The following is a 22,152-nucleotide window of genomic DNA, read 5'->3' on the forward strand; positions in this document are numbered from 1 at the left end:
CAGCGTGCAACGCCAGCCCGAACGAATTCGCAAGTATTTCGAGCACGGCCCTGTTCGCTATGCAGCTTGATACAAGTTCACAGGGGCCGGATCAATAATTCACTGGAGGCGCTATGAACTTTGAAATGTTGGAAACGGAAACCAACGGCACCATCATCAAGGTGGTGGGTGTTGGCGGCGCTGGCGGCAATGCCGTCCAGCACATGATCAACCGCGGTGTGCAAGGCGTGGAATTCATTGCCATGAACACCGACGCTCAGGCGCTGGGCCGCTCGCAGGCCGGCGTGAACATCCAGCTCGGCAAGACGGGTCTGGGTGCGGGCGCCAAGCCGGAAATGGGCCGCGCCGCCGCCGAAGAGGCGCGCGAGCGCGTGGCCGACGCCCTGCGCGGCGCGCACATGGTGTTCATCACGGCCGGTATGGGCGGCGGTACGGGCACGGGCGCCGCACCGGTCGTCGCGCAGATCGCCAAGGAAATGGGCATTCTGACCGTCGGCGTGGTGTCCAAGCCGTTCGAGTTCGAAGGCGGCAAGCGCATGCGCGTGGCCGAGACGGGCGCGCAGGAGCTCGAAGACAACGTCGACTCGCTCATCGTGGTGCTCAATGACAAGCTGTTCGAAGTCATGGGTGACGACGCCGAGATGGACAAGTGCTTCCAGTGCGCCGACGACGTGCTGCACAACGCCGTGGCCGGCATCGCCGAAATCATCAACGTCGACGGTCTCGTGAACGTCGACTTCGAAGACGTGAAGACGGTGATGGGCGAGCAGGGCAAGGCGATGATGGGCACGGCGACCGTCGCCGGCGTCGACCGTGCGCGTCTGGCCGCCGAGCAGGCCGTGGCAAGCCCCCTGCTCGAAGGCGTGGACCTGTCGGGCGCGCGCGGCGTGCTGGTCAACATCACGGCGTCGCGTTCGCTGCGTCTGTCGGAGACGCGTGAAGTGATGAACACCATCAAGAGCTACGCCGCCGAAGATGCGACCGTGATTTTCGGTACCGTCTACGACGACAAGATGGGCGACGCACTGCGCGTGACGGTCGTGGCGACCGGCCTGGGCCGTGCGGTGGCGAAGAAGGCCGCGGCGCCGATGACGCTGCTCAAGACCGGTACCGACAACATGCCGATCGCAACCGGTCACGTGCCGAACGTCGGTCAGGCTGCCGGTACGGACTACGGCGCGCTCGACACGCCGGCCGTATGGCGCAGCACGCGCGAGACCGCGGCCTCGCACGTCGCCGCGCTGCAGGAAAAGGGCGTCGATACCTACGACATCCCGGCCTTCCTGCGCAAGCAAGCCGACTGACAGGGTTGCGCGCGGGCCGGGTGCCAGTGCCTGGCGCCGCCGCACCTTGGGAATCGCGAGACCTACGCGGGTCGTCGTGAGGATTCGCCGTCGCTCCGTCTACCATGCCACCGGGCGTGGGGCGTGCGCGCCGCGGTACGAATCCGAACGACGATACGGCAAGGTTGTGAGTGCGCCGGTGCCTGGCGGGTTGCGACAGCCAGAGTCGCAACAGGCGTCGACGTCTCGCAGATGGCGAACGTTACGGGTAAGCGTTCGTCACCCCTGACCCGGTCTCGTGGTCCTGTTCCCCCGACCGCTGCGGCATGCCTCCGTCGCAGCGGCCGGGGTGCCCCGAGCCCGACGAACGCCGGGTGCGAGCCCGACACCGAATCGCCAAGGGTGTCGCGTCGTTTCCTTTCACGGCGTGGGCGGCATGGGCGAGGTAAGAACGATGGGGCGAAAGGCAAAACGTTTGGTAACGAAGCGTTGTGTTTGTGGCACAGCGACATAGGCGCCGATCTGTTATAATTGGAACTATGATCCATAGCGTCCGATAGTTTTTAACAAATAGCATGCTCAAGCAGCGCACTCTCAAATCCATCGCCAAGACAGTCGGCATCGGCTTGCACTCCGGTCGCAAAGTCGAGTTGACGCTGCGTCCGGCGCCGCCCGACACGGGCATCGTCTTTTGCCGTACCGATCTGAATCCCCCCGTGGAGATTCCGGCGTCGGCGATGGCGATCGGCGACACGCGTCTGGCATCGGTGCTGCAAAAGGATGGTGCGCGGGTGTCCACGGTGGAACACCTGATGTCGGCATGCGCGGGTCTGGGCATCGACAATCTGTATGTCGATGTCACGGCCGAAGAAATCCCGATCATGGACGGCAGCGCGGCGACGTTCGTCTTCCTGATCCAGTCGGCAGGCATCGAAGAGCAGGCCGCCGCCAAGAAATTCATTCGGGTGACGAAGCCCGTGGAGATTCGCGACGGCGACAAGTTTGCCCGTCTCGAGCCATACGAGGGCTTCAAGCTCAAGTTCACCATCGATTTCCGCCATCCCGCCGTCGACCGGACCGGTCAGGCGCTGGAAGTAGATTTCGCCGACACGTCGTATGCGAAGGAAATCGCCCGCGCGCGCACGTTCGGTTTCGCGCACGAAGTCGAAATGCTGCGCGAGCTGGGGCTGGCACGCGGCGGCAGCATGGACAACGCCATCGTGCTCGACGAATACCGTATCCTGAACAACGATGGCCTGCGCTATGACGACGAGTTCGTGAAGCACAAGATGCTCGACGCGATCGGCGACCTGTACGTGATCGGCCATCCGCTGCTGGCGTCCTATACGGCTTACAAGTCGGGCCACGGGCTGAACAACCAGCTGCTGCGCGAGCTTCTCGCGCAGCAAGCCTACGAAGTCGTGACTTTCGAGCACGCCGAAGAAGCGCCGCGCGGCTTCCAGTTCGAGCCGCAAACGCAGTTCGCGTAATTCGCGCGTCGCGCCGCCAGCGGCGGTGCGAATGTAACAAAACGAAAGCGCCGGATTTCCGGCGCTTTTTTATTTGACGCCCGACAGGTTTTGGCGTTGGAAGTCCTGCAATGGGAAGTGTGGCAACTACTGGCGAGTCCCGCCGCCCGCATCGCGGGGTTACCGCGCTCTCACGTTTCGCGCTTTTTTTCTTGCTTCCCTTCGGACCATGCGCGCTCAGGACTTGCGCGTGCCGCCATAGGAGTGCCGTGCGACGAGCCGGGCCAGGGCGTCGCGCAGTGGCGAAGGCTCAAGGGCGTCGCGCAATTCTCGCAGGCTCACGAGTCCCTGCCGGGACAACCGGGCTTCCTTGGGCGGCTTCTGCGGCTGCGGCTCGGCAATGCTCACGCGGATGCGGATCGTGCGGATGAGCCAGCCGCGCTGTGCAAGCCCTTCGATCAATGACGGCGTTTGCTGGCGCAGGCGCGCGGCCAGTGCGTTGTTCGAGACGAGGAAGACGAGCGTGCCGTCGCGCGGCGGGGCGAGCCGCACGCTGGCGGCGAGCGGCTCGGGCAGGAGCGCATGCACGTCACGCTCGAGCCGGCCGAGTTGCTCGGCGGCCACCAGCAGCGAACCGGCCCCGTCGGAAGCGGACAGGAGGTCGGCCATCGGGCGGGCGACGCGGGGTGCTTTGGGTCGTTTCATATGATGAGACAGAGGGCGCCGCATATTCTACCCCGCCATCGGGCGTCGCCTCCCGACATCCCCCGAAAACACCGGCCCGTTGCCGTAGCGTGGTGCCGGGACGTGCCACGCCAGCATGCTAGAATCCATTTTTCAGTACAGGTATCGAACCGGTGCGAGGCCCGAGTGCCAAACACCGGTGACCCGCAGCGCACAGACGCCTCGGGCGGTTCGGCATTCACGGGGGAAGAGTCCCGGGCTCGCTCGCCGCCGGGCGGGCAGGCCGTGCGACTGCGAACGACATTTGCCGCCCTAACCAGTGATCCGATGATTCCCGGTCTTCTCAAAAAAGTATTTGGCAGCCGCAACCAGCGGCTCATCAAGCAGTACCAGAAAACCGTCGCGGCGATCAACGCCCTCGAGCCCCAGATCGCGCAACTGAGCGATGAACAACTGCGCGGCAAGACCGAGGAATTCAAGCAACGCATCGCCCAGGGGGCGAGCGTCGACTCGCTGCTCGTCGAGGCCTTCGCGGTGTGCCGCGAGGCCGGCAAGCGGGTGCTCAAGATGCGCCACTTCGACGTGCAGCTGATCGGCGGCATGGTGCTGCACTACGGCAAGATCGCCGAAATGCGCACGGGGGAGGGCAAGACGCTCGTCGCAACGCTGCCCGCGTATCTGAACGCGCTCACCGGCAAGGGCGTTCACGTCGTGACCGTCAACGATTACCTGGCACAGCGCGACGCCGAGTGGATGGCGCGTCTGTACAACTTCCTCGGCCTGACGGTGGGTATCAACCTGTCGCAGATGCCGCACGATCAGAAGCAGGCCGCCTACGCCGCCGACATCACCTACGGTACGAACAACGAATTCGGCTTCGACTATCTGCGCGACAACATGGTCTACGAGACCGAGCAGCGCGTGCAGCGGACGTTGAACTACGCCATCGTCGACGAAGTGGACTCGATCCTGATCGACGAGGCGCGCACCCCGCTGATCATTTCGGGGCAGGCGGAAGACCACACCGAGCTGTACGTGAAGATGGATCGTCTGCCGGCGCTGCTCGAGCGCCAGATCGGCGAAGAGAAGGCGGACGGCACCGGCGTCGAAGTGCCGGGCGATTACACGCTCGACGAGAAGGCGCGCCAGGTGTTCCTGACCGAGCGTGGCCACGAGAAGGCGGAGCAGTTGCTCGCCGAGTGGGGCATGATCGCCGAGGGCGACAGCCTCTACGCGCCGCAGAACATCACGCTCATGCATCACGTGTACGCGGCGTTGCGCGCACACACGCTGTTCCACAAGGACCAGCACTACGTGGTGCAGAACGACGAGATCGTCATCGTCGACGAATTCACCGGCCGCCTGATGGCCGGCCGTCGCTGGTCCGAGGGGCTGCATCAGGCCGTGGAAGCGAAGGAGCACGTCACGATCCAGCACGAGAACCAGACGCTCGCCTCGATCACGTTCCAGAACTACTTCCGCATGTACGCCAAGCTCTCCGGCATGACCGGGACGGCGGACACCGAAGCGTTCGAATTCAACGAAATCTACCGTCTCGAGACGGTGGTGATCCCGACGAACCGTCCGCCCAAGCGGATCGATCGTCAGGACCAGATCTACAAGACGGCCAAGGAAAAGTACGACGCCGTCATCAAGGACATCCGCGATTGCGTCGAGCGCGGCCAGCCGGTGCTGGTGGGCACGACCTCGATCGAGACCTCGGAATATCTCTCGCAACTGCTCACGCGCGAAAAGCTGCCCCACCAGGTGCTCAACGCCAAGCAGCATGCGCGCGAAGCCGAGATCGTGGCGCAGGCGGGCCGTCCCGGCGTGATCACGATCGCCACGAACATGGCCGGCCGCGGGACCGACATCGTGCTTGGCGGCAACGTCGAGAAGCAGGCGGCCTTCATCGAGGCCGATCCGAATCTGTCGGACGCCGAGAAGCAGGCGCGCATCAAGCAACTGCAGGACGAATGGCAAGGCCTGCACGAGCAGGTGAAGGCCGCCGGCGGTCTGCACATCATTGGTACCGAGCGCCACGAATCGCGCCGTATCGACAACCAGCTGCGCGGCCGCTCGGGCCGCCAGGGCGACCCGGGTTCGTCGCGCTTCTACCTGTCGCTGGAAGATCCGCTGCTGCGCATTTTCGCGGGCGACCGCGTGCGCGCGATCATGGATCGTCTGAAGATGCCCGAGGGCGAAGCCATCGAAGCGGGCATCGTCACGCGCTCGATCGAATCGGCCCAGCGCAAGGTCGAAGCGCGCAACTTCGACGTGCGCAAGCAACTGCTCGAGTACGACGACGTCGCCAACGACCAGCGCAAGGTCATCTATCAACAGCGCAACGAGCTGCTCGAAGCGCAGGACGTGTCCGAGACCATTGCCGGCATGCGCCGCAGCGTGTTCGAGGACCTTGTGCGCGGCTACGTGCCGGCCGGCACCGTCGAAGAGCAGTGGGATCTGTCGGGCCTCGAGACGACGCTGCGCGAGCAATGGCAGCTCGACCTGCCGCTGCAGTCGCGCATCGAAGGCTCGGAAGAGATCGACGACGAGGACATCCTCAAGGAAGTGCTCGACGCGGCCGAAGCGTCGTACAACGCCAAGGTCGAACTCGTGGGACGCGAATCGTTCTCGGGCTTCGAGCGCTCGGTCATGCTGCAGAGCGTGGATTCGAACTGGCGCGAGCACCTGGCGGCGCTCGACCACCTGCGTCAGGGCATTCACCTGCGCGGCTATGCGCAGAAGAATCCGAAGCAGGAGTACAAGCGCGAAGCGTTCGAACTGTTCGCGCAGTTGCTCGAGACGATCAAGCTCGAAGTCACGCGCGTGATCATGAACGTGCGCATCCAGTCGCAGGAAGAGCTGGAGCAGGCGACCGAGTCGCTCGACGACAACGCCGGTGGCCTGGTGAACATCGAGTTCAAGCATGACGAGCTCGAGACCGTGGGCGGCGAGGGTGAAGTCGACGAGGACGCCGGCCGCCCGGTGGTCGCGGCGCTCGCGCAGGCGGCCGCGGCAGTCACGGCCGGTGGCGAGATGCTGCCGAAGGTGGGCCGCAACGACCCGTGCCCGTGCGGCAGTGGCAAGAAATTCAAGCACTGCCACGGCAAACTGTCTTAAGATGTGAACCGATCGACGCGGCGCCGACACCTGATCGGCGCCGCGTCGTTTGTAGCGCCGGTTTTTCCGGGGGAGGCAGGTTGCGGCAGCGCACCCGCCACCCGCGGATCGCGCCGGCAGCACCGATCAACCGCCGCCCGGGCGGACTGTCGTGCCGACATCGCCAGGGCGGGAGCTGAAACTCTTTCTCTCGCGGGCGAACCTCATGGCCGTCAATTTCCCCTCGATCGAAGCCTCCCGACTGCGCGCCGTGCCTGGCGTCGAACTGGGCTGGGCCGAAGCCAATATCCGCAAACCGAATCGCAAGGACGTGCTGGTCATGCGACTGGCGCCGGGCAGCACGGTCTCGGGCGTGTTTACGACGAACCGCTTCTGCGCCGCGCCGGTGACGGTGTGCAAGGAGCATCTGGCCGCGCGCGCCGGCATTCGCGCGCTGGTCGTCAACACGGGCAATGCGAACGCGGGCACCGGCGAGCCGGGCATGGCCGCCACGCGCCAGACCTGCGAGGCGCTGGCCGGGCTGCTGTCCGTCCGCGCGAATCAGGTGCTGCCGTTCTCCACGGGCGTGATTCTCGAGCCGCTGCCGGTCGATCGCCTCGTGGCGGGTCTGCCGCAAGCCATTGCGAATCTGGCCCCGGCACACTGGTACGAAGCCGCGCAGGCGATCATGACCACTGACACGCTGCCGAAGGCGGCGTCGCGCGAGATCACGATCGATGGCAAGCCGGTCGTGCTCACCGGCATCAGCAAGGGCGCGGGCATGATCAAGCCGAACATGGCCACCATGCTCGGCTTCGTCGGCACCAACGCGCGCGTCGCGCAACCGGTGCTCGACGCGCTGGTGAAGTACGTCGCCGACCGCTCGTTCAACGCGATCACGATCGACGGCGATACGTCGACCAACGACTCGTTCATCGTGGCCGCCACGGGCCAGACCGATCTGCCCGAGATCGCCAGCACCGACACGCCCGCTTTCGCGGCGTTTCGCGACGCGCTGCTCTCGATCTCGCAGGAACTCGCGCAATTGATCGTGCGCGACGGCGAGGGCGCGACCAAGTTCATCACCGTGACCGTCGAGGGCGGCCGGGACGTGGCCGAGTGCCGCCAGATTGCTTATGCGATCGGCCATTCGCCGCTGGTGAAGACGGCGTTTTTCGCGTCCGATCCGAACCTGGGTCGTATTCTGGCCGCGATCGGCTACGCCGGCGTGAACGATCTCGACGTGAGCAAGATCGACCTGTATCTGGACGACGTGCTGGTCGCACGCGCTGGTGGCCGCAACCCGGATTACCGGGAGGAGGACGGCCAGCGCGTGATGAAGCAGAGCGAAATCACGGTACGCGTGGTGCTCGGCCGCGGCGACGCGGCGGCAACGCTGTGGACGTGCGACCTGTCGCACGACTACGTGAGCATCAACGCCGATTACCGTTCCTGAGCCCTGACGCGACGGCCTTGCGTCTCCCACCGGAGGCCGGGGCCGTTGGCGCGGAGCGCCGACGCCGACCGGCATCGGTGATGCACCAGTGACAGTCGCCGACGCCGGTCGGCGTATCGCCAGCAGGTGGCAAAAGCACCGCGGCGCACAGCGAAGGGAAACCATCACTCCACGAAGCACCGACATGAGCGCCCGTGAGCGGCGCGGGGATTTCGAAGCATGGACAAACTCGAGCAGTTTCTGACGCGCGCCGAGGGCGTGCTGGCCCGGCTGGAGGCGATGTTGCCGCCGGCCGCACCCGAGATCGACTGGGATACCGCCGTGGCGTTTCGCTGGCGCAAGAAGCAGGGGCGCGGCTTCCTGCAGCCGGTCGCCCAGGTCTCGAGCATTACGCTCGGCGATCTACAGAACATCGAACGCCAGAAAGCGCTCATCGAGCAGAACACGCGCCAGTTCGTGCGCCGCGAGCCCGCCAACAACGTGCTGCTCACCGGCGCGCGCGGCACGGGCAAATCGTCGCTGATCAAGGCGTGTCTGAACCAGTACGCCGCCGAAGGGCTGCGTCTGATCGAGGTCGACAAGGACGACCTGACGGATCTGGGCGACATCGTCGATCTGATTTCCAACCGTCCGGAGCGTTTCGTGGTGTTCTGCGACGATCTGTCCTTCGAAGACGGCGAGTCGGGCTACAAGGCCCTGAAGGTCGCGCTCGATGGGTCCGTGGCTGCGCAGTCGGACAACGTGCTGATCTACGCGACGTCGAACCGCCGGCACCTGCTGCCCGAGTACATGAAGGACAACGAGAGCTATCGTCACACCGAGGACGGGGAGATTCACCCGGGCGAGGTGATCGAGGAGAAGATTTCGCTGTCCGAGCGATTCGGGCTGTGGGTGAGCTTCTATCCGTTCAAGCAGGACGACTACCTGACGATCGTCAGCCACTGGCTGGAGCATTTCGGTGTACCGGCCGATCAGACGGAGAGTGCGCGTCACGAGGCGCTGATCTGGGCGCTGGAGCGCGGGTCGCGCTCGGGCCGTGTGGCGTTCCAGTTCGCCCGCGACTGGGCGGGTAAGCGGCGCGGCGGGGCGCAGACCTCGTAACGATTCGGTGCACGCCGCGCGCGACACCCGAGGGTTCGGCGTGCGGTGTGCCTCCCGGCTCGGGAATGATTTTCGCGGGCACGCCCCGCAGGCATGGCTGCGGGGCAGCCTGGCAACGATATGACAGATTCGAAACGATTTGCGCCCGACGGGCGTCCCGTCACGGAAGTGGCCGTCGGGGTGATGGTGCGTCCCGATGGCGCGGTGCTGCTCGGCCAGCGCCCGGCCGGCAAGCCGTATGCGGGCTACTGGGAATTTCCGGGCGGCAAGCTGGAGGCGGGCGAGTCGGTTGCGGCCGCACTGGCTCGCGAGCTTCACGAGGAACTCGGCGTGACGGTGCAGCGATGTGCGCCGTGGCGCGTGCTGGAACACGACTATCCGCATGCATATGTCCGGCTGCACTTCTGTAAGGTAACGGCATGGCAGGGCGAGCCGCATGGCAAGGAGGGGCAGGCGCTGGCGTGGGAGCACCCGCCCGTCAAGGTCGAGCCGCTGCTGCCCGCGGCGCTGCCGCCATTGAACTGGCTCGCGGAGGAACTGGCGGCCAGGGGATAGGGTGCGGCCTGGGACGCGTGCCAACGCACGCCGACTTGGCGCGCGGCGCCATCTGCCCGCGGCTGCCATTGGCATGGATATGTCGGCGCCACTCGTCATGACGCGTGGCCAAAACGCAAAAAAGGCGCCCGTCGGGCGCCTTTTTGTTTCTCGCGAACACTCAGCGTCGCGTGGGATCGAGCGGCGAGTCCTGCGAGGGGTCGTCGGGCGACTCGGCCGGAATCGTGTACTTCTCCGCGGCCCACGCCCCGATATCGATCTGCTTGCAGCGCTCCGAACAGAATGGGCGGAACTTGGCCTCGGGGCCCCATACCACCTTCTTGCCGCAAGTCGGACAGTTGACGACGGTCGTCATGATCTTACAGATTGCAAAGCGTCAGCAGGAACGGCACGTCGCTGTCGACCGGACGCGGCTTCAGATCGCCGTCCTGCGTCGTGAAACGCACCCACAACATGTATTTGTTCGCGCTCGCTTCGGGAATGACCCGCAAATCGGCCGCCACGCGCACCTGCATGAGCTGATACACGCGCCCCGTGAGCATCTGCTGGTAGCTGCCCTGCTGCGCCATGGCCTTGCTGGCGTGGCCGGACTCTCGCGCGAGACCCAGCACGATGCCGATGGCGTCGCGCAGCGGCAGTAGCGGGCCGATCCACTTGTCGATGTCGGCACGGCGCTGTTCCGCGTGATTGTGACGCCAGGCGTAGTACGACGGCAGGTCGAAGCGGCACGTGCCGCCCGGAATCACCGATCGGCTGCGAATGCTCGCGAGCCACTCGTTGTCGTTCAGATGCTGGCCGGGCTTGCCGGGGATCTGATTGAGATTCGCGATGGCCAGTTCGACTTCGCCGATGAACTGCTCGAGCGCGTCGGAGGCGATATCGGGGTTGCCGCGATACGTCTGAAGGGTCTGACGCTGCCGGTCGAGCTCCTTGACCAGTTCGTTCTTCAGATCGGTCCGCCCCGCGATATCGGCGATCTCGAACATGGTGATCAGCGCCGCGTGATGATCGAGCGGCTGATCCTGTGCGACGAAAAAGGCAAAGCGCCCGAACAGCTCTTCTAGCCGAAGCAGCGTGCGAATGCGTTCGTTGAGCGGATATTCGTACAGGATCAAGCGCGTTGGCCCAGGAGTTGGCGCTTTTCAGCGTAATGGCGACATTCTAATGCGGGAAACTGTCGAGGTGCAACGCGAGTGGGCGCTCTATCGGGGGCGGCGTACAAGGGGGACGCGGTAAATGCGTGTTTCGCGCCGCCGCGTAACCTCCACCTGTGGCCGTTACCCCCCGCCGTCACGCTTCGCCGCCTGCGCCGCGAGCTTCAGATAGGCCGCATGCAGCCTGTCGACCTGTGGTGCGAGCGGCGCATCCTCGACATCGTTGTCGATGACGTCATCGGCTTCGGCGAGCCGCTGGGCGCGGCTCGCCTGACGCGCCATGATAGCGAGCACCTGCTCGCGCGTGAAACGGTTGCGGGCCATCACGCGGGCGACCTGCGTCTGCTCGGTGCAGTCGACGACCAGCACACGCTGCACGCGCTCGCGCCACGTACCGGATTCCACCAGCAGCGGGACGACGAAAATCAGATAGGGCCCTGTCGCTTGCGCGGCCGCACGCTCGCATTCCGTGCGAATGAGCGGATGGGTAATGGCTTCCAAACGGGCTTTTGCCGCGTCGTCCGTGAACACCGCTTCGCGCATGCGAGCGCGATCGAGCGAACCGTCGGGGGCCACGAACGCGTCGCCGAACTCGCGCCGGATGGCGGGCATTGCGGCGCCGCCCGGGGCGGTGATGCCGTGCGCGATGGCGTCGGTGTCGATGATGGTGACGCCGTGCGTTGCGAACAGATTGGCCACGGTCGTCTTGCCGCTGCCGATGCCGCCGGTCAGACCGATGGCGTAAGTCATGGCGTTCCTCCGATCCAGATCATCAGGCCGTTGCCCCAGAACAGGGTGGCGACGCCCGCCGCGGCGAGAAACGCGCCGAAAGGAAACATCTCGTCGCTGCGCAAACGTCCCGCGAGCCACGCCGCGCCTGCGACCACGATGGCGAGCAGACAGGCCAGCGTCAGGATCTGCACGAGCGCGGTCCAGCCGAACCATGCGCCGAGCGCGGCGTAAAGTTTGAAGTCGCCGAAGCCCATGCCCTCGCGGCGGCGCACCCACCAGTAGATCCAGTAAAGCACCCACAGGCTCATGTAGCCGGCCGCCGCGCCGACGACGGCGGCGGGCAGCGCACTGAACCAGTGCCCGAGATTGACCAGCAGGCCGGCCCAGAGCAGCGGCAGCGTCAGTATGTCGGGCAGCAACTGCGTGTCGTAATCGATGTAGGCGAGGGCAATGAGCGCCCAGACGAGCCCGAGCGCGCCCAGAGACTGCCATGTGGGCCCGAATCGCCACGAGACGGCCGTGCTCAGCACGGCGCTCAGGATCGAGAGCTGCCAGCCACGCGCGGGCGGTGTTTGCGCGGGCGCGGCGGCGACCGTCGTGGCGAGCGTCGTGGCGATCGAGGCGGCGCTCGTCCGCGAACGTGCTTCTGAAGCAAAGGTATCGGCGGCGCCGACGGCCTGCATCTCGGCCAGCCATGCCCGTTCGACGGCCGCCGGTACGCGGCGCACGATGACGTCGAGCACCGGACCGGCAGCGACGCCCGCCGCGGCAAACAGCGCGAGACGCCAGTGAGGCTCCAGTTGTGCCAGCCAGTCGACGAGCAGGAACTCAGCGTAACCGTTCATGCGACACCGTATCCGAGTTGGAACATCGGCAGATACATGGCCAGTACCATGCCGCCGATCAGCAGGCCGAGAAACGTAATCATCATGGGTTCGAGCGTTGCGCAGGCACTGACCAGGGCATGCGAGGCCTCCTCGTCGAGCAGATCGGCCGCCTGGTTGAGCATGCGCCCGAGTGTACCCGATTCCTCGCCGATCACGACCAGTTGCGCGATGACGAGCGGCCAGCGGACATCGGCTTCGAGCGTGGTTGCCAGACGCTCGCCGCGCGCCACGGCGCGATGCACCGCGTGCGCCGCCTGCTGCATGATGAGATTGCCGCACGCGCTGGCTGCGGCGTCCATGGCATCGGGCAGCGGCACGCCCGCGTCGAGCAGCGTGCCGAGCGTGCGGGCCCAGCGCGCCGCACTCATCATGCGAACGATCTGTCCCGCGCCCGGCAGGCGCAGCGCCAGACGATCGCGCTGGCGCCGTAACGCGCCACTGCGCCGCAATGCCATCATGACGGCCAACGCGAGCGCACCGCTACCGGCCGCTATCCAGGGCCCGTGTGCCAGTGAGGCGCGCGAGATATCGATGAGCCACTGCGTCATTGGCGGCAACGGTATACCGCCGCCGGCGGCGCTGGCGAATAGACGCTCGAACTCCGGGATCACCCAATGCAGCAGTGCAATCATCACGGCCACGGCCACCCCGAGGACGGTGAGTGGGTACGCGAGCGCCCGCTGCAGCTTTTCGCGCACCGTCCGCGCGTGGTCGTACTGCGCGCTCAGCCGGTTCAATGTCGGCGCCAGTTGGCCGCCGAGTTCGCCCGCCGCGATCAACTGGCAGTCGATGCGGCTGAATCGGTGGCTCGCGCGCGACATCGACTCGGCCAACGGGCGTCCTTGCCGAACGTCCTGTGCGATGGTCGTCGCCAGTTGCTTCAGCCCCCGCGTGTGGGCGCCGCGCGCCAGCACGTCGAGCGCGGCCGTCAGCGGCACGCCGGCGCCCAGCAGCGTGGCAAGCCGGCGGACGAGATCGGTGGCGTCCGCCGCGCGCGTGCGTGCGGGAGGCGCGTGGCGGCGTCCCACCCGTAGATACGTGACGCTCACGCGTTGCTCTCGCAGCATCACGCGTGCGCCCGCCTCGCCATGTGCGAGGACTTCGCCATGACGCCACTGTCCGTGCGCGTCGCGTCCTTGCCACTGCCAGCGTCTGGGTTGTGTCATGCGAGGCATGGCCGGCTCCTTCGCAGCGCCACCCGGGCAGGTACGCGTTCATGAGCGTCGCCGCGGCGCGCTCGGCGCGGCGACGAGACGAGGGCCCACGTCGCATCCGACGGGGGCCACGCACTGGCTTCAGGCGGGGGTCGTCGCATCGACGTCCTCCTTCCATACCGTGCCGGCCGCGGCATGCCAGAGACCGGCTTCGCGCAAGGTCATGACGCCCTCGCTCTGCGCTTGCGCCGCGAGTTCGTGCGGGCTGCGCGCCTGCGCGATGTTGATCGCCTGAATGGCGCTGACGGGCATGACTTGAAACGCGCCAATCCGTCCCGCGTAGCCCGAGCCATGACATCGCATGCACGGGGCGGGTGCCGAGGGTTGCGGCCGCGCGGATCGTCCGGGTTCGCACCCTGCCGGGCAGCGGCGCCTGAGCAGCCGCTGTGCGCTGATCAGCAGCAGCGTCGAGGATAGATTGAATGGCGCGACCCCGAGGTCGAACAGGCGCGCGAGCGTGCTGGGCGCATCGTTCGCGTGGACCGTGGCAAACACGAGGTGCCCGGTTTGTGCGGCCTGCACGGCGATCTCGGCCGTCTGTGCGTCGCGTATCTCCCCTACGACCAGGACGTCCGGATCCTGTCGCAGAAAGGCGCGCAGGGCGGTCGCGAAATCGAGCCCGGCACGCTCGTTGAGATTGACCTGTGTGATACCCGGCAGACGGATTTCTACCGGATCCTCGATCGTCACGATATTGCGCGATGTGTCGTTGAGCCGTCGCAGGCAACTGTACAGCGAGACCGTTTTACCGCTGCCGGTGGGACCGGTCAGCAGGATCATGCCGTGCGGTCGGGCGATGGCTTGCGTGAGCGCGAGGTACTGCTGCGGTGTGTAGCCCAGGCCCTCGAGCGAGAGCGGCACTTTCGCGCCATCGAGCAGCCGCACGACGAGCTTCTCGCCGTGCAGCGACGGCAATGTGCTGACGCGGCATTCGACCGGCTCTCCCGCTTCTCGCCAGACCATGCGCCCGTCCTGCGGCAAGCGTTTCTGCGCGATGTCGAGATTGGCGAGCACCTTGAGCCGCGAGACGAGCATGTCGCGCCAGGGCTGAGGAACGTCGACGTGCTCGTGCAAGCGGCCGTCGACGCGCAGCCGCACGCGAAAGCGCTGCGCCATGGGTTCGAAGTGCACATCCGACGCGCCCGCCCGAATCGCTTCGCCGAGCAGTTGCTCCAGAAATGGTAACGGCGAGCCGTCCCGGGGCGGCGCGTGCGAGGTGAGCGCGGGAAGTGCTGGGGGTGCTGGAGGTGCCGGAGCTGCGGCGGCGGGGACGGTCGCGTCTGACGGAGGAGCGGTCGGCAAGGACATGGCAGGGTTCGGCGAGTGAGACGTGGACCTTCAGTCTCGTCAAAACCCTGTCGCCGCTCAATCGGAATTGCCCGAAAAATGGGCGGATGTCACGGGCAGTGGGCGACCACCGCTTACTCGTGCGACGCGGGACGCGCTTTGGGCTTGAACAGGCGCACGGTCTTGATCGCCTGGTTGTCGATCTGCACGATTTCCATGCGCACGCCGCCGATCTCCATGCTGACGGAAGCCTCCGGAATCTCGCGCAGCACTTCGAGGATCAGGCCATTGAGCGTCTTGGGGCCGTCGGTCGGCAGATGCAGGCCGAGGCGGCGATTCAGATCGCGCAGCCCGACGCCGCCGCTCACCAGGCAGTCGCCGTCCGCCGTCCACCCCGAGCGGCTGCCGCCCGCGCCCGGCACGCTCGTGGTGAACTCGCCGATGAGCTCCTCGATGATGTCCTCGGTCGTCACCAGGCCCTCGACTTCGCCATATTCGTTGACGACCAGGCCCACGCGGCGATGGTTCTCCTGGAAGTACTGCAGCTGGCGCAGTGCGGGCGTATCGCTCGGAATGAAATACGGGTCCACGAGCAGCGCGCGCAGCGTATCGACGCTGAGCTCGTCGGGGTGGCGCAGCGCAGCGAGCGTGCGGCGCACGGGAAGAATGCCTACCACGCGATCGATGTCACCGTCGTAGACCGGCAGCTTGTTGTGGTAGCAGGTCTCGAGCTGCGTGAGGATCGTGTCGAGCGGCGCCGAGATGTCGAGCGCCTCGATGCGCGCGCGCGGCACCATCACGTCGTCGACGGTGATGTTCTCCAGATCCAGCAGGTTGAGCAGCACGCTGCGCGGTTTCGTCGGCATGTAGTTGCCGGCCTCGAGCACGATGGTGCGCAATTCCTCCGTGGTGAGGCGGGCTTCGCCTGCTGCGCGGCGCGTGTCGATGCGCATCACGCGCAGCATGCCGCGCACGAAGCCGTTGAGAATCCACACGAGCGGTTTGGCGACGCCGACGATGGGGCCAAGCAGCGTGCTCGCCGGCAGGGCGATGCGTTCCGGATAAGTCGCACCGACGATTTTCGGAGCGATCTCGGCGAAGATGATGATGAGCAACGCAATGAGCGCGGTGGCGATCGATAGCGTAATCGCGTCGTTGCCGAAGTAGCGCACCGCGATCGACGTCGTGAGCACCGGCACGACCGTGTTGATGACGTTGTTGCCGACGAGAATCGTCGAGAGCAGGTCCTCCGTGCGCGAGAGCAGGCTCTGGGTCGCCTTGGCGCCATGTACGTTCATGCGCACGAGATGTTTGAGGCGATGACGGTTGAGCGCCATCATGCTCGTTTCGGAGATCGAAAAAAATCCCGAGCAGATGATCAGGAGGGCGACGGCGCAAATCTGCGCCCATAAGGGCAAGGATTCCAAGCGATGAAGTGCGCCCGCGGCGCAGAGCGTGACAATGAGTTGCCACTATATCAGAGGAGATTTGCGCGCCAGAGACGGTGAAGTACCGGACGGAACCGTTCCGGACGACATGCGGACGGGACTCGTCAGACGGTCGCACTTGCCCGGGCCGTGCGTGCGGAACATTGCAAGGGTAATCGCGCGGACACAAAAAAACCGCCGGAAAGGTCCGGCGGTTTTTCCGCTTTGCTTGAGAGCAAAGTAAATCCTGGTCGGGGTGAGAGGATTCGAACCTCCGGCCTCTACGTCCCGAATCCACCGTCGCCACAAAAACCGCGCCCCGCTGGTTAGGGGATTTCATTTTAAATCAATGACTTGCGGATTGCAACCTTTTTGCTGAAGGGCCGCTCATCAGTGGCATTCCTGGAAAATTGCCACTTATTTGCCACCTGTTTTTTGGAGCAGAACATTGCCTTAGGGTTGCCACCGATTTGCCCCGAGGCCCGACAGGCACCGGATGCCGCGGGGGAGCGCTGCGCGATAAAGCTCACCACAGAACTCCGCCACATTGACACGCCGCAAGCACTTTCCGATGGCTAATCTGTAAAGTACAGTGTAAAGTGTCAACCCGCCTGTCAAGCCAAACGTTGAGGATGTCATGGGAAAGAAGCTGAACAATGCGCCGGTCTACTACACCGTGGCTCAAGTCCAGTTCAACCCCGTCCTGGACTTGGACGCGTACATTCCCGCCATTCAGGCCAAGATGCGGGAGAAACATTTCCCGGACTTCAAGCAAGACGTCGTCCAACGTCTGGTGCTACCCTTCGGCACCGTCGAGCCCGGCCAGCTTGCGGCGCCGACCGTCACACCTCAGTCGAGGTATCAGTTCGGTGACATCACGGGCAGCGCGCGGTTTGTGTTGGAGACGAACGCGTTGTCGTTTCAGACAACAGGTTACGAAACGTTCGAGGCTTTCTCCGGGACGCTGCTGGCGGGTCTGAGCGTCGTGCATGACGCTCTTCGCCTTGATTTTATCGAGCGAATCGGACTGCGCTACCTGGACGCCGTGCAGCCGTCAGGGGAACGGGAGTCACTTCGAGATTTTTTGGTGCCGGAGGTTCTTGGACTGTCGATGCGAGAGGGCGTCCAGCACCAGCACTCAGTCAGTGAAACCATCGTCGCAACGCCCGCAGGTCAGCTCGTCTCGCGCGTGCTCATCCGGCATGGGCAAGTCGGCCTGCCGCTTGAATTAACCGCCCTTGCCCCAAAAATCGACCCGCGATTTACGCAGTGGGCCGGTCTGCACGCCATAATCGACACAGATGCTTCTACGACTCAGCGAGAAGCATTCGATTTGGGCAACGTTGAGGCGCAACTGAAGGCTCTTCACGACGAAATTGATAAGTGCTTCAAGGCCATCGTGACAAAGCACGCGTTGGCCGCTTGGGCCTAAGGGAGGCGTTATGAGCAGCGCAGCGACTTACGGGGGATGGGTGACAGACCGTCCGGCAGCGACTGGTGATACTTCGAACGTTGTTCGACTGGTGGGATGGTTTGTAGCGGCCGGGGCAGCGCTGTCGGTAATTGGCACCGGCGGTCATTTGTCACCTGAACACCTCCAGCGAGGCGTTCAGCACGCTCTGTATGCGACTCCCGGCGTCGAGGTAGCGGTGGTCGACGATGTTCGGACGCCAGTTGAAGACCTTGCACGGATTCGCGAAGTCTTGCGTCCGGCCGTCTCAGACCTCGCCGCGACACTGGGTGTGTCCCGTCAATCCGTCTATAACTGGCTCAATGGAGAGCAGGTCGCGGACGAAAATGCGGCCAGGTTGCGGGACCTCGCTCAGGCGGCCGACGTGCTGGCCCGCGAGGGCGTCGACGTGAATGCCGCGTTGCTAAAGCGGAAGTTCGCCAATGGCCGGACGCTCATGCAAGTCGCCCAGGCCGGAGAGTCGGCGCGTGACGCGGCGTTGGTGCTGGTGCAGATTCACAAGCGCGAGGCGGTTCAACGCGAGCGTATGAACGCTCGATTTTCCAATCGAGCGAGGACGCCAGCTACGGCCGACTTCGACCTCCCTCCAGCTAATGAACAGGCGTAAAGGTGCGACGTGGGGGAGTGGAATCGTGACACACCATGGCGACAGGGATTTGTGCTCGGCGACGATGCCATTGATGCGCTGGAGCTTCGCCATGCGACAAATCCGGACCAGACGATAGTTGTCGTCGCAACTCACGACTGCGACCTCGCACAAGACCCGCAGGCTGAACCGGTTGTCGAGGTCGTCGTGGGACGCTTGACCGCAAAGGATGGTAACTGCACTCACGCCAAAAATCCGCGCAAGCTTCATATCGCATTCGGCGGCGACGCCTCCTTCTGGGCAGAGTTCGAGGCCACCGCTAAGATTGGTATCGACAAGGTCAAGCTGAACGAATATGTGCCTCGGGCCGACATCCGACTGAGTCCCGAAGACTATGCCGTCTTGCAGATGTGGCTGGCAAGTCGCTACCGGCGCTCTGCCTTTCCGGACGAATTCGAGCACCGATTGACCAGGGAAACCAAGCTGGCGGAGAAAATCGCGAAAGCGGTCAAGCCCTATGGCGAACTGATTGTCGGCGTCTTTTTTGATGTGGATGCAGGCGAGGAGGTTACTCGGAACGGTCCGGACGACACATATAAGCTCGACATTACTATCCTGCATCAAGCAGAGCCTGATTTTGATGTGGCAGAAAGCGCAGCGAGAACTGTTGCTGATGCCATCGCGAACGCGTTCAAGCAAAAGCTCTTCGACCCATTAAAGAAATGGCAGCAAATCGAGCTTCGCTTTTGCGAGCCGGTGTCCGAGTCCGTGCTGAGCTATCAGACGTTCAAGCAGTTGAAGCGTTGGAGACTGGAACACATCAGTCTGGCCGCTGACCCGCAGCAATCTGTTCTGGCCGAGTAGCTAACCGCCATTCCAACGGCGGCGATTTGCCTGCTTGCATCAAGCTGGGCCGATTGCTGCGATTCCGCTCGGCCGGTGCTGAAGCGTGGCAGGAAAAAACAACTCACTGCAACCGAAGAGCCGGCTTTGCCGGACCAGCAGACGCACATGCCGCGTCGCCGTGGTCGGCCAGCCAAGGCTGAACAAATCGCCACTCGTCAGGCTCAGCATTCCCGGGCGGGCAAGTGAGGTAGCTACCTCGGCAAAACCGCCGCTTCGTCGCGCCTCTGTCGAAGAGCAGCTTTTATAACCGCTCCAGCACGCGCGTTACGCATACGCAGCACCTTTCGAGCAAGGGGAAGGTCCGTAGCAATAGCTCGCGCGAGTAGGTCGATTGACTGCATCGCGTCTGGCGACGCGAAATGCCGCCGAAAGCGGTGCTGGCGTCGCACCTTCATGAGGCAATCTCCTTTGTGCTGAGAAAGCGAATCACGAGCGCCCCACTCCTGGACAATGACGCCATGGGGCTTCGTGCGAACCCATTGCACGCTAATGTACTAACTCGTACACCCGAGGATACGGTGCCGCAAGCGAGAAAGTGTCCCACGCGGGGACACTTTCTCGCCGCGCCGCATGAGAGATATGCGGAAAGTGTCACGACTCGTGACACTTAAAGCTGCGCCATTCCATTCAGAGGGAAGTGTCGCCACCGGCGACGCCGGGAGCCAGCGCTTCTCAGCAGCCTACTCGTGGACACGCGGGCCAGCGACCGCTACGTCAGGACCCAAGCCCTGCATCCAGTCCGCTCGGGGCTCCGGCAGATACTCATTAAGTCCGCGCCCCACTTCGCCCAGCTGGCCAAGAGCATCGGCGAGCCTATTCACCTGTCGCCACACTGCAGGCTCGCGCAGAGAAGTTTCCGTGGTGTGCAGAATATGGGACAGGCCATCTTCCGGCAGCAGTTGGAATATGCCGTCCGCGACCGAAATATCGTGCTCGAATTCGAGGTCGTCACGGGCATCCTGCTCGTCAAATTGACCCTGTACGTGAATCAATTGCGCCATCGGACCTGCCCACCGGGCGGCGACGTGCGCGCGCGCAAGTTCCCGCCATGCCTCAAGGTATTGCTCCGCCGAAGGCGCTGATTCAGTCGTTCTAAATTCGGGCTTCAACAGATTGAAGGTAGAACGGCGGTTTTCAATGGTGGTCTCGAATCCCTCGCGGTAACCAACGAAACGTCCCGCCTGGTCGTCCCACCGAACATTCATGTGAATCTCGGGCACATCCGACGCTTCACAGTACCCATCGAACCCCGTCAATACGGAGCCTTTGCGCGGCTCATACGTCCAGTTGGGGCTATTCATCGGAGCCACAGCTACGCGATAAACATGAGCGCCTGCGAGTGCATGGATGACAGCGCGTCCAGCTACATAAAAGCAGACTGCGCGACGTTGTTCCTGAGAAGAGATTGCCATTTGACCTGCGAACTCCGAAGTTGCGACGAAAAATTCATAAGACTGCTATATCGGCATTCAAATCGCTTCCTGAAGCTCCATCGCAAACATTCTCGTCGGCAACTTCGTAGCCCCTATGCTTTCTCACTCACTGAAACGCATCCGTCCGACAAGATGACCCAGTTCAGTCGCGTCCCCGGCTTCCAGTTCAACGCTCTTCGAATTTCGACAGGTACGGTGGTTTGCCCTCTCGAGTTGATGTGTGATTCTGCTGTGCTTCCAGCCTCAATGCCAACTGCTCGGCGCAAGAGTCGCCCAATCGACTGCCAATATTCGCGCCCCACGTCTCCATCAGACATCGACAATTCGTGGATTTTTCGCAGCGCGATGTCGATGTCAATTTTGTTGCCCGAGGGCATAGCCATTCCTCCAGAGAACCTCTGGTCATTCATTGCCGGGAGCATGCACTGTCCGCAGCCACTCGATAATACGTTCTTGAGCGTCCGGGCTACCAATACCTTGCTGAGCATCGAGCAACACCAGATGCGGCTCGAGCGGCAGGAAGTCGGTGCTCAAGGAGTAGCCCCCGTAAACGGAGTCGTCAAGGGCAAGCCAGTTCTTTAGGTGCTTGTCGAACACGTACGAACGAATGATGTACGTACGTGCCGAACCATCCTGCAGATAGCCGAACCGCGCCTTGTAGCCACGAGTCGAACCCACGACGCGCATTGAAAGCGGCGGCGGCAGGTGCGACATAACCTGTTCAAAAGGCAGCTTGTACAGCCAGGAGGTGGTGAGAACGATTTCCACCTCGGGATATGGTTCAAGCAGGCTTTCAAGCAGCGGAGCAAATTCGAACGGGGTATTCCCGGTGTCGAGCACTATCTCGCCACTCTCTTCATCAATGAATCCCCGGCCGCGATGGAGCGTGCCGTCGAAATCCACAAACAGCGTCGGCGTCAGGTTGTCGAAGATTATTGGGGAGGATGCCGGCACGTCATTCATGTGATGTTGCGCATCAAAACCGGGTTATCAGCATCCAGTCAGGTCCGGGAGTCGGGTATGCTCAGACCATGCTCACGCAGCGTCTCTTCCAGCCAATCAATTCGGTGCCACGCATTCTTCAACTCGGCATTGAGCCCGCGCGTCTCTTGATGCATTGATTCGTACGCGCTTCCGCCGCGGATGCCATCCAGCGCTTCTTCCAAAGCACGAATGCGTTCACGAGCAGCGTATAAAGCCGCAGCAAAACCTGGTGCGGTTGTCGGCCAACGTCGGTCACCTCGGCCCTCAGACAACCGAGCACCAGCGAGCCTCTCGGAGACCGGTGTCAAGTCCTTTGTACGTTCGAGTACGTCTTCTCGAAGGTTCTTCATATTCATTTGCACGCCGCCCTATGCGCAAATTCACTCACCGATTTCAAGGAAAAATGTCGGGTTTTCCTGGC

The 22,152-nt window shown here is 63.7% G+C and carries 21 protein-coding genes; 9 read left to right on the plus strand and 12 right to left on the minus strand.

Annotation, left to right across the window (positions count from 1 at the left end; genetic code table 11):
- Positions 1 to 113: 113 nt before the first annotated feature.
- A complete protein-coding gene (ftsZ, locus tag CDN36_RS21525) occupies positions 114 to 1,304 on the plus strand; it encodes a cell division protein FtsZ (RefSeq protein WP_047906046.1) in 1,191 nt (396 codons plus the stop codon).
- Positions 1,305 to 1,858: 554 nt separating this feature from the next.
- Positions 1,859 to 2,773 carry a UDP-3-O-acyl-N-acetylglucosamine deacetylase gene (gene lpxC / locus CDN36_RS21530; RefSeq protein WP_287497857.1) on the plus strand — a complete coding sequence of 305 codons (915 nt, stop codon included), beginning with the start codon at positions 1,859 to 1,861 and terminating at the stop codon, positions 2,771 to 2,773.
- A 216-nt stretch (positions 2,774 to 2,989) separates the two neighbouring features.
- On the opposite strand, the gene CDN36_RS21535 is transcribed toward lpxC, so the two are convergent.
- The gene (locus CDN36_RS21535; RefSeq protein ID WP_174966482.1) at positions 2,990 to 3,457 is read right to left on the minus strand and encodes a DciA family protein; all 468 of its coding nucleotides are present in this window, start codon (positions 3,455 to 3,457) and stop codon (positions 2,990 to 2,992) included.
- 306 nt (positions 3,458 to 3,763) lie between these two features.
- On the opposite strand from CDN36_RS21535, the gene secA reads away from it, so the two are divergent.
- The 4 genes from secA (at position 3,764) to CDN36_RS21555 (ending at position 9,650) form a co-directional block, all read left to right on the plus strand.
- Entirely contained in the window at positions 3,764 to 6,559 is a 2,796-nt protein-coding gene (secA, locus tag CDN36_RS21540; protein ID WP_150557192.1) for a preprotein translocase subunit SecA, read from the plus strand.
- 205 nt (positions 6,560 to 6,764) lie between these two features.
- On the plus strand, positions 6,765 to 7,994 hold the full coding sequence (gene argJ, locus CDN36_RS21545) for a bifunctional glutamate N-acetyltransferase/amino-acid acetyltransferase ArgJ (RefSeq protein ID WP_287497858.1): 1,230 nt from the start codon (positions 6,765 to 6,767) through the stop codon (positions 7,992 to 7,994).
- Between the two features lie 219 nt (positions 7,995 to 8,213).
- Positions 8,214 to 9,095, plus strand: coding sequence for an ATP-binding protein (locus CDN36_RS21550; RefSeq protein WP_150557190.1), 882 nt, complete (start codon positions 8,214 to 8,216; stop codon positions 9,093 to 9,095).
- A 120-nt stretch (positions 9,096 to 9,215) separates the two neighbouring features.
- Positions 9,216 to 9,650: an NUDIX domain-containing protein gene (locus CDN36_RS21555; protein WP_150557189.1), complete on the plus strand. Its 435-nt coding sequence runs from the start codon at positions 9,216 to 9,218 to the stop codon at positions 9,648 to 9,650.
- Positions 9,651 to 9,810: 160 nt separating this feature from the next.
- Here CDN36_RS21555 and yacG read toward each other — a convergent pair whose 3' ends face one another.
- The 7 genes from yacG to CDN36_RS21590 all read right to left on the minus strand — a co-directional run bounded on the left by yacG (position 9,811) and on the right by CDN36_RS21590 (position 16,351).
- Positions 9,811 to 10,005 (minus strand): DNA gyrase inhibitor YacG, encoded by a 195-nt coding sequence (gene yacG, locus CDN36_RS21560; RefSeq protein WP_150557188.1) that lies wholly within the window; start codon positions 10,003 to 10,005, stop codon positions 9,811 to 9,813.
- 4 nt (positions 10,006 to 10,009) lie between these two features.
- Complete coding sequence (gene zapD / locus CDN36_RS21565; RefSeq protein WP_150557187.1) at positions 10,010 to 10,765, minus strand: cell division protein ZapD; 756 nt, start codon at positions 10,763 to 10,765, stop codon at positions 10,010 to 10,012.
- Between the two features lie 162 nt (positions 10,766 to 10,927).
- The gene (gene coaE, locus CDN36_RS21570; RefSeq protein ID WP_150557186.1) at positions 10,928 to 11,554 is read right to left on the minus strand and encodes a dephospho-CoA kinase; all 627 of its coding nucleotides are present in this window, start codon (positions 11,552 to 11,554) and stop codon (positions 10,928 to 10,930) included.
- Positions 11,551 to 12,381 (minus strand): prepilin peptidase, encoded by an 831-nt coding sequence (locus tag CDN36_RS21575; protein ID WP_150557185.1) that lies wholly within the window; start codon positions 12,379 to 12,381, stop codon positions 11,551 to 11,553. Before CDN36_RS21575 ends, coaE begins: the two co-directional genes overlap by 4 nt.
- Entirely contained in the window at positions 12,378 to 13,589 is a 1,212-nt protein-coding gene (locus CDN36_RS21580; RefSeq protein ID WP_287497859.1) for a type II secretion system F family protein, read from the minus strand. The genes CDN36_RS21575 and CDN36_RS21580 overlap by 4 nt, the downstream gene beginning before the upstream one ends.
- 129 nt (positions 13,590 to 13,718) lie before the next feature.
- Positions 13,719 to 14,945, minus strand: a complete 1,227-nt coding sequence (locus tag CDN36_RS21585; protein ID WP_502920396.1) for a GspE/PulE family protein — start codon at positions 14,943 to 14,945, stop codon at positions 13,719 to 13,721.
- 113 nt (positions 14,946 to 15,058) lie between these two features.
- Positions 15,059 to 16,351, minus strand: coding sequence for an HlyC/CorC family transporter (locus tag CDN36_RS21590; RefSeq protein WP_287497860.1), 1,293 nt, complete (start codon positions 16,349 to 16,351; stop codon positions 15,059 to 15,061).
- 637 nt (positions 16,352 to 16,988) lie between these two features.
- Between CDN36_RS21590 and CDN36_RS21595 the strand changes: the two genes are divergently transcribed.
- From CDN36_RS21595 to CDN36_RS21605, 3 genes are read left to right on the plus strand one after another with little or no spacing between them, the layout of a single operon-like run.
- Positions 16,989 to 17,783: a TIGR04255 family protein gene (locus CDN36_RS21595; protein ID WP_249458398.1), complete on the plus strand. Its 795-nt coding sequence runs from the start codon at positions 16,989 to 16,991 to the stop codon at positions 17,781 to 17,783.
- A gap of 10 nt (positions 17,784 to 17,793) precedes the next feature.
- Positions 17,794 to 18,429 carry a hypothetical protein gene (locus CDN36_RS21600; protein ID WP_287497861.1) on the plus strand — a complete coding sequence of 212 codons (636 nt, stop codon included), beginning with the start codon at positions 17,794 to 17,796 and terminating at the stop codon, positions 18,427 to 18,429.
- Between the two features lie 51 nt (positions 18,430 to 18,480).
- A complete protein-coding gene (locus CDN36_RS21605; RefSeq protein WP_287497862.1) occupies positions 18,481 to 19,272 on the plus strand; it encodes a hypothetical protein in 792 nt (263 codons plus the stop codon).
- A gap of 722 nt (positions 19,273 to 19,994) precedes the next feature.
- Here the strand turns inward: CDN36_RS21605 and CDN36_RS21610 are convergent.
- From CDN36_RS21610 to CDN36_RS21620, 4 genes are all read right to left on the minus strand, one after another.
- The gene (locus CDN36_RS21610; RefSeq protein ID WP_287497863.1) at positions 19,995 to 20,726 is read right to left on the minus strand and encodes a hypothetical protein; all 732 of its coding nucleotides are present in this window, start codon (positions 20,724 to 20,726) and stop codon (positions 19,995 to 19,997) included.
- 113 nt (positions 20,727 to 20,839) lie between these two features.
- A complete protein-coding gene (locus CDN36_RS22560; protein ID WP_353846876.1) occupies positions 20,840 to 21,235 on the minus strand; it encodes an AbrB/MazE/SpoVT family DNA-binding domain-containing protein in 396 nt (131 codons plus the stop codon).
- Positions 21,150 to 21,710, minus strand: coding sequence for an HAD domain-containing protein (locus CDN36_RS21615; RefSeq protein ID WP_287497864.1), 561 nt, complete (start codon positions 21,708 to 21,710; stop codon positions 21,150 to 21,152). The genes CDN36_RS22560 and CDN36_RS21615 overlap by 86 nt, the downstream gene beginning before the upstream one ends.
- A 38-nt stretch (positions 21,711 to 21,748) precedes the next feature.
- Positions 21,749 to 22,087 (minus strand): hypothetical protein, encoded by a 339-nt coding sequence (locus CDN36_RS21620; protein WP_287497865.1) that lies wholly within the window; start codon positions 22,085 to 22,087, stop codon positions 21,749 to 21,751.
- Positions 22,088 to 22,152: the final 65 nt, after the last annotated feature.

This window comes from Pandoraea sp. CB10b_02 (genome assembly GCF_002216225.1).
In the GTDB taxonomy this organism is placed as follows: Bacteria; Pseudomonadota; Gammaproteobacteria; order Burkholderiales; family Burkholderiaceae; genus Pandoraea; species Pandoraea nosoerga.

Bases quoted from the DNA above. Each gene is read 5' to 3' on its own strand.
- ftsZ (WP_047906046.1), top strand. From the start codon at position 114: ATGAACTTTGAAATGTTGGAAACGGAAACCAACGGCACCATCATCAAG.
- lpxC (WP_287497857.1), top strand. From the start codon at position 1,859: ATGCTCAAGCAGCGCACTCTCAAATCCATCGCCAAGACAGTCGGCATC.
- CDN36_RS21535 (WP_174966482.1), bottom strand. From the start codon at position 3,457: ATGAAACGACCCAAAGCACCCCGCGTCGCCCGCCCGATGGCCGACCTC.
- secA (WP_150557192.1), top strand. From the start codon at position 3,764: ATGATTCCCGGTCTTCTCAAAAAAGTATTTGGCAGCCGCAACCAGCGG.
- argJ (WP_287497858.1), top strand. From the start codon at position 6,765: ATGGCCGTCAATTTCCCCTCGATCGAAGCCTCCCGACTGCGCGCCGTG.
- CDN36_RS21550 (WP_150557190.1), top strand. From the start codon at position 8,214: ATGGACAAACTCGAGCAGTTTCTGACGCGCGCCGAGGGCGTGCTGGCC.
- CDN36_RS21555 (WP_150557189.1), top strand. From the start codon at position 9,216: ATGACAGATTCGAAACGATTTGCGCCCGACGGGCGTCCCGTCACGGAA.
- yacG (WP_150557188.1), bottom strand. From the start codon at position 10,005: ATGACGACCGTCGTCAACTGTCCGACTTGCGGCAAGAAGGTGGTATGG.
- coaE (WP_150557186.1), bottom strand. From the start codon at position 11,554: ATGACTTACGCCATCGGTCTGACCGGCGGCATCGGCAGCGGCAAGACG.
- CDN36_RS21575 (WP_150557185.1), bottom strand. From the start codon at position 12,381: ATGAACGGTTACGCTGAGTTCCTGCTCGTCGACTGGCTGGCACAACTG.
- CDN36_RS21580 (WP_287497859.1), bottom strand. From the start codon at position 13,589: ATGACACAACCCAGACGCTGGCAGTGGCAAGGACGCGACGCGCACGGA.
- CDN36_RS21585 (WP_502920396.1), bottom strand. From the start codon at position 14,945: ATGTCCTTGCCGACCGCTCCTCCGTCAGACGCGACCGTCCCCGCCGCC.
- CDN36_RS21595 (WP_249458398.1), top strand. From the start codon at position 16,989: ATGGGAAAGAAGCTGAACAATGCGCCGGTCTACTACACCGTGGCTCAA.
- CDN36_RS21600 (WP_287497861.1), top strand. From the start codon at position 17,794: ATGAGCAGCGCAGCGACTTACGGGGGATGGGTGACAGACCGTCCGGCA.
- CDN36_RS21610 (WP_287497863.1), bottom strand. From the start codon at position 20,726: ATGGCAATCTCTTCTCAGGAACAACGTCGCGCAGTCTGCTTTTATGTA.
- CDN36_RS22560 (WP_353846876.1), bottom strand. From the start codon at position 21,235: ATGCTCAGCAAGGTATTGGTAGCCCGGACGCTCAAGAACGTATTATCG.
- CDN36_RS21615 (WP_287497864.1), bottom strand. From the start codon at position 21,710: ATGAATGACGTGCCGGCATCCTCCCCAATAATCTTCGACAACCTGACG.
- CDN36_RS21620 (WP_287497865.1), bottom strand. From the start codon at position 22,087: ATGAATATGAAGAACCTTCGAGAAGACGTACTCGAACGTACAAAGGAC.